We start from the raw sequence: 6,458 nt of genomic DNA, 5'->3' as shown, positions 1-6,458 counted from the left end.
GCCGTCGCCGAGCCGGCGCGTGGCGCCTGAAGAGGAGGCGCGCCGGGCATGCCGAGTCGTTCGCGGCCGATGCCCGGCGTCCCGTTACGGTCAGTTCAACCCGGTGCGCTCGCCGACCCAGCGGCCGAAATCGCCGGCCATCTCCGCGGTCAGTTCATGGCCGGCCGCATACAGCCGCGTATCGTGCGCGACGCCGAGCGCCGTGAGTTTCGCGTCGGCGGTGTCGGCCCACGCGACGGGCAGCTTGTCGTCGGCGCGGCCGTGCACGATCAGCGCATGGAGCGGGCGAAGCGCATCGCGCGGCGCGATCAGCGGGTCGATTTCGGGCAGGATGCGCCCGCACAACACCGCGAATGCGGTGACGTCCTGCGGCGACGTGAGGCCGACGCTCGCGCTCATGATGCCGCCCTGGCTGAAGCCGGCGATCACCGTCGGCAACGCGGCGCCCGCGTCACCGCTGGCGTGGAAGGCGCGCAGCAGCGTGATCAGCTTGATACGGCTCGCATCCGCGCGGGCCGCGTCGATTTCGGGGCCGTTCGGGCCGAAGCGCACCGGAAACCAGGCGTGCTGGTCGGGCCCGAACGCGAGCGGGGCGCGCAGGAATGCGATCTCGATGCGCGGATCGATGACGTCGGCCAGGTTCAGCAGGTTGGTTTCGTTGCCGCCGACGCCATGCAGCAGCAACAGGCGGGCAGCGGGGCGGCCGGTGGCCGGGCGCAGCCGGTACTGGAGGCCCGACTCGGGATCGGTGGTCAGCGGCAGGACGTCGGTCATTGCATGTATCCGGAAAGGGGAGCGATGCGACAGTCTAGGGCGTGCGGACTGCGACGTGAATCGCCGGTGTGCGATTGATTGTTTCCTGTCTGGAATGAATGCGATGCCGCGAGCCGGGCGTACTTGCGTCGGCGGTGCCGCCGCAGCGCCGGGGCTTGTCATCTTCTACCGAACCACCGCCATCCAGCCACCCACGACCGGTGCGGAAAAGAACCCGAGCCCGGCCGCCGTATCAAGCGGCATCACGACGAGCGTCGGAAACAAGCTGATTGACTGACGGCGGCGGCTTTTCGCCGATGCTTGTCGTTGCTAAAGATCCGTCGTCGCTTGGGCGCGGGGAGCGTGAGCATCGTTGCGGCGCAGATGCGGTGTCTGCTCCACGTTCATGCCTTCCATCAGCTCGATCGTCGTGAGCGACTAGCGCCAAGCAGGAATATCCGTTCATTGAGGACTATCGAAAAATTGCGCCCTGACTAACCCGCATCGCTACACCGAAACAGCGGCGACGTTACAGCGCGCCATGCGCACGGTCGCGTACACGCATCAAGCACAGCACCCAGGACCGCTAGGGAAAACCATAGTGCGTTCTCGAAAGATCGAGTAAGCGCGCAGTCAGCTTCGCTCTTCAGAATCGCCACACTCATTCAAAAGCAAACCAGGAGACAGGCGATGCATGATGGGTTGGTGAAAAAAATCGAAGCGCATCCGAAGTATGCGCAGCTCAAGCGGCGGCGCAATACGCTCGGTATCTTCCTGACCGTGCTGATGCTGATCGTGTACTACGGCTACATCGCACTGATCGCATTCGACAAGTCGTTCCTCGCGAAGCCGGTGAGCACCGGCGTGACGAGTGTCGGCGTACCGGTCGGCATGGCGGTGATCGTGTTCACCGTCGTCATCACCGGCATCTACGTGCGCCGCGCGAACAACGAATACGACCAACTGACGCAGAACATCTTGCAGGACGTCGCCCAATGAAGAAGACTCTTTCGATGACGCTGGTTGCGCTGCTGGCCTCGCTCGCGTGCGGCGTGGCCGTCGCGGGCGGCGGCGATGTCGGGCAGACCGCCAAGCAGGCAACCAACACCACGGCCATCGTCCTGTTCGCGCTGTTCGTCGCAGGGACGTTGTGGATCACCAAGTGGGCGGCTTCGCGCACGCGTTCCGCCGCGGATTTCTACACCGCAGGCGGCGGCATCACCGGGTTTCAGAACGGCCTGGCGATCTCGGGCGACTACATGTCGGCGGCATCCTTCCTCGGCATTTCCGCTGCAGTGATGACGTCGGGTTACGACGGCCTGATCTACTCGATCGGCTTCCTGGTCGGCTGGCCGATCATCACGTTCCTGATGGCCGAGCGGCTGCGCAACCTCGGCAAGTTCACCTTCGCCGACGTCGCGGGCTACCGCTTCGAGCAGGGGCCGATCCGCAGCTTCGCCGCGATCGGCACGCTGGTGGTGGTGGCGTTCTACCTGATCGCGCAGATGGTCGGCGCGGGGCAACTCATCAAGCTGCTGTTCGGTCTCGACTACTGGGTGGCGGTCGTCATCGTCGGCGCGCTGATGATGGTCTACGTGCTGTTTGGCGGCATGACGGCCACCACCTGGGTGCAGATCATCAAGGCGTGCATGCTGCTCGCGGGCGTGACGTTCATGGCGATCATGGTGCTCGCGCAGTACGGCTTCAGCCCGGAGGCGCTGTTCGCCCATGCCGTGGAAGTCAAGACCGCGATCGCCGCGAATGCCGGCAAAGCGCCGGACGACGCGACCCGGATCGGGCTGTCGGTGATGTCGCCGGGCGGGTTCATCAAGGATCCGATCTCGGCCATCTCGTTCGGCATGGCGCTGATGTTCGGCACCGCCGGCCTGCCGCACATCCTGATGCGCTTCTTCACGGTGCCGGATGCGAAGGAAGCGCGTAAGTCCGTGTTCTGGGCCACCACCTGGATCGGCTATTTCTACGTGCTGATCTTCATCATCGGGTTCGGTGCGATCACGCTGGTGCTGACCAATCCGGAGCTGTCCGACGTGGCCAAGGGCGTGATCAAGGGCGGCGCGGGCACGGCCAACATGGCCGCGGTGCTGGTGGCCAAGACGGTGGGCGGCGACGTGTTCTACGGCTTCATCTCGGCCGTGGCGTTCGCGACGATTCTGGCGGTGGTCGCCGGGCTCACGCTGTCGGGCGCGTCCGCGGTGTCGCACGACCTCTACGCGACCGTCTTCAAGAACGGCAACGCGAATAGTGCCGACGAACTGAAGGTGTCGCGCATCACGACGCTGGTGCTCGGCGTGATCGCCGTGCTGCTGGGCATCGCGTTCGAGAAGCAGAACGTCGCGTTCATGGTGTCGCTGGCGTTTGCGGTGGCCGCGTCGGCCAACTTCCCGGTGCTGTTCCTGTCGATGATGTGGAAGGGCTGCACCACGCGTGGCGCGGTCATCGGCGGCTTCCTGGGGCTGGTCTCGTCGGTGGGGCTGACGATCGTGTCGCCGTCGGTGTGGGAAGCGACGCTCGGTTATCCGAAGGGTTCGGCGTGGTTCCCGTACACGTCGCCGGCGTTGTTCTCGATGACGATCGGCTTCGTGGGCGTGTGGCTGTTCTCGGTACTCGACACGAGCCTGCGCGCGAAGGCGGAGAAGGGCGCGTTCGCCGCGCAGCAGGTGCGTTCGGAAACGGGGCTGGGGGCGACTCGCGCCAGCAGCCACTGACCGGTCGTGAGCCAAATACGCCCGCCCCGGGGCTGACGATGCAGCACATCGCATCGTCGGCCCCAGGGCGGGCGGTATCGTTTTCATCCGTCGGTCGAATCTCGCTCCGGCAATAAAAAATCGCGAATTCGACTGAATTCGTCGATAATGCGCAAACGTTTTACGAAAGCCCGGTTGCGGTTAATTCGCGGATTAAATAAATAAAAATAAAATATCCGGATCTGGAATTTCAAGGCCGCGCAGGATCGCCGTTCGAAGCCTTGTGGCACGAGGTTAACGGCAGATTCAGGCAATACTTTAGGGCTCTTTCGTCACAATTATTCATTTCATTTTTATCAATGAACAATTGATTTCTGGTCATCGGAGCGTCATACACCATCCCCGATAATTCGGCGCTCACATTCTTTCAATAGACCAAACGGCGATCGAAGCCGAATCGCTGCGGGGAGCTGTACTCATGACCATCCGTCATCGCATTACGCTGCTAGTCGTCCTGACGTTCTTCGCGCTGTCCGCGATCGGCATCTATGCCGTGTACCAGACGCGCAAGAGTGCGTCCGAGGTACGTCAGGTTACCCAGGGAATCGTGCCGAGCGCGCTCGCGTCGGCGGATCTCGTCGCCGATGTGAAGAACATCCAGATCGCGACGATGACGCTCATCTATGCGCCCGACGCGAACACTGCCGCGCAGGCGCGCGACGAGCTGAAGGCGAAGCAGGGCGCGCTGCGCGCCGCACTCGACGTGCAGGCGAAGTCGGCGGTCGGCCAGGCGCAGGTCGGGCTCGTCTCGCAGGCGAAGGAGAGCGCCACGAACTATTTCGCGGCGATCGACGACACCGTGAAGATGAAGGCCGACGGCAAGCCCGAGATGGCGCAGGCGTACCTGTTCGCGAACGTCGCGCAGTATCGCGACGAACTCGAAAGCATCGTCGACACGCTGCGCGTCGAGAAGAACCGCCAGAAGGACGACGCGATCAACGCGCTGAACGGGATGCTGTCGACGACGGCGACTGCGATCGCGGGCGTCGCCGGCACGGTGATCGTGCTGCTGACCGCGCTCGGCCTGCTGCTGTATCGCCAGATCACGCGCCCGCTGATCGGGATGCAGACGGCGATGAGCGAGATCGCGACGAGCCAGGATTTCACGCGCCGCGTGCCGGTGGGCCGGATGGACGAAATCGGCCATTCGATCGTCGCGTTCAACGGGATGATCGAGAAGATCCAGGAGAACTCGGCGCAGCTCAAGCAGAAGACGGCCGACATCCAGGCGATGCTGCAGAACATGCAGCAGGGGATCCTGACCGTCGTCGAAGGCGGCGTCGTGCATGCGGAGTATTCGGCGTACCTCGAAACCATCTTCGAGACGAGCGACATCGCGGGCCGTGACCTGATGGCGCTCGTGTTCGACGACTCGAACATCGGTTCCGATGCGCGTTCGCAGGTCGATGCGGCCGTGCATGCGTGCCTCGGCGAAGACAGCATGAACTTCGAGTTCAACGAGCACCTGCTGGTGAACGAGGTCGCGAAGCGGATGCCGGACGGCCGCGACAAGTGGCTCGACCTGAGCTGGTCGGCGATCACCGACGAGACCGACACGGTCGTGCGCCTGATGCTGTGCGTGCGCGACGTGACCGAGATTCGCGAGCTGACCGCGCAGGCCGGCGAGCAGCAGCGCCGCCTCGAGATGATCGGCGAGATTTTGTCGATCAGCCAGGACAAGTTCCACGACTTCGTGCACAGCGCGAAGGGCTTCCTCAGCGAGAACGAGCGGATGATCCGCCAGCACGAGCGTGCCGATCATTCGATCGTCGCGGCGCTGTTCCGCAACATGCACACGATCAAGGGCAATGCGCGCACGTACAGTCTCCAGCACCTGACGAACATCGTCCACGAAGCGGAGCAGGCGTACGACTCGCTGCGCCGCGCGGACGGCGGCCCGGAATGGAACCGCGACGCGCTGATGGACGACCTGGCGCGCGTGCGCGAGGCGGTCGAGCACTACGCGACGATCAACGCGGTCACGCTCGGCCGCAGCGGCGAAGCGGTGCAGGGCGCGGACTTCCTGATGGTCGAACGCGCACATATCAGCGAGAGCCTGCGCGTGCTCGACGGCGCCGATCCGGCGAACGCGGCCGACTGGCATGCAGCCCGCGACGCCGTGCGTCGCATGCTGAGCCAGCTCGGCACGCAGGGCATCGGTGACGCGCTCGGCGGCGTGATCGAGTCGCTGCCGTCGCTCGCGGCCGAACTCGGCAAGCCGGCGCCGGTCGTGCATATCGACAGCCACGGCCACCGCGTGCGCAGCGAAATCGCCGCGACGCTGAAGAACGTGTTCATGCACCTGCTGCGCAATTCGATGGACCACGGGATCGAATCGTCCGACGAGCGGCGCGCGGCCGGCAAGGCGGTATCCGGCACGATCGACATCGCGGTCGGCGTGGGCGGCGGCGAGCTGTGGTTCGTGCTGAGCGACGACGGCCGCGGCCTCGCGCTCGACCGGATTCGCGGCATCGCCCGCGAGCGCGGCTGGATCGATGCCGACCACGACGCGGCGCTGTCCGACGACGCAGTGGCCGAGCTGATCTTCCGGCCGGGGTTCTCGACCGCGAATGCCGTGACCGAAGTGTCGGGCCGCGGCGTCGGCATGGACGCGGTGCGCAACTTCCTGAAGCGCGACGGCGGCGATATCGCGCTGCGTTTCACCGACGATCGCGTCGGCGCGCCGTATCGCGGGTTCGAGACGATCGTGTCGCTGCCGGCCCGCTTCGCGGCGGACGGCGCCGCCCAGGGCGTCGCGCACGAACGTGCGCGCAGCGCGGATATCGGCACGGCGGAGTGACGACGTGATGGTGCAGGCGTGGATGATCCAGATGGCCGCCGCACTGGCGGGCGGTGTCGTCGTCGCAATCGTGGCGGCGGTCGTGTTTCGTGTGACGCGCAAGCGCCTCGTCGCGGCGCTTGAACGCGATACGGCGCAGA

The 6,458-nt window shown here is 64.9% G+C and carries 4 protein-coding genes; 3 read left to right on the top strand and 1 reads right to left on the bottom strand.

All coding sequences use genetic code 11. From position 1 onward, the window contains the following. Positions 1 to 90 precede the first annotated feature (90 nt). Positions 91 to 774 carry a phospholipase gene (locus G3N99_RS32310; protein ID WP_206124401.1) on the bottom strand — a complete coding sequence of 228 codons (684 nt, stop codon included), beginning with the start codon at positions 772 to 774 and terminating at the stop codon, positions 91 to 93. 669 nt (positions 775 to 1,443) lie between these two features. Here G3N99_RS32310 and G3N99_RS32305 point away from each other — a divergent pair. The 3 genes from G3N99_RS32305 (at position 1,444) to G3N99_RS32295 (ending at position 6,318) form a co-directional block, all read left to right on the top strand. Then, positions 1,444 to 1,752, top strand: a complete 309-nt coding sequence (locus G3N99_RS32305) for a DUF485 domain-containing protein (RefSeq protein WP_206124400.1) — start codon at positions 1,444 to 1,446, stop codon at positions 1,750 to 1,752. Beyond that, positions 1,749 to 3,479: a cation acetate symporter gene (locus G3N99_RS32300; RefSeq protein ID WP_174935913.1), complete on the top strand. Its 1,731-nt coding sequence runs from the start codon at positions 1,749 to 1,751 to the stop codon at positions 3,477 to 3,479. The genes G3N99_RS32305 and G3N99_RS32300 overlap by 4 nt, the downstream gene beginning before the upstream one ends. A 457-nt stretch (positions 3,480 to 3,936) precedes the next feature. Then, entirely contained in the window at positions 3,937 to 6,318 is a 2,382-nt protein-coding gene (locus G3N99_RS32295) for an MCP four helix bundle domain-containing protein (RefSeq protein WP_206124399.1), read from the top strand. The last annotated feature ends 140 nt before the right edge of the window (positions 6,319 to 6,458 follow it).

The organism is Burkholderia sp. Ac-20392 (assembly GCF_017104585.1).
Taxonomy (GTDB): Bacteria; Pseudomonadota; Gammaproteobacteria; order Burkholderiales; family Burkholderiaceae; genus Burkholderia; species Burkholderia lata.
This window is presented reverse-complemented; position numbering and strand designations above follow the sequence as displayed.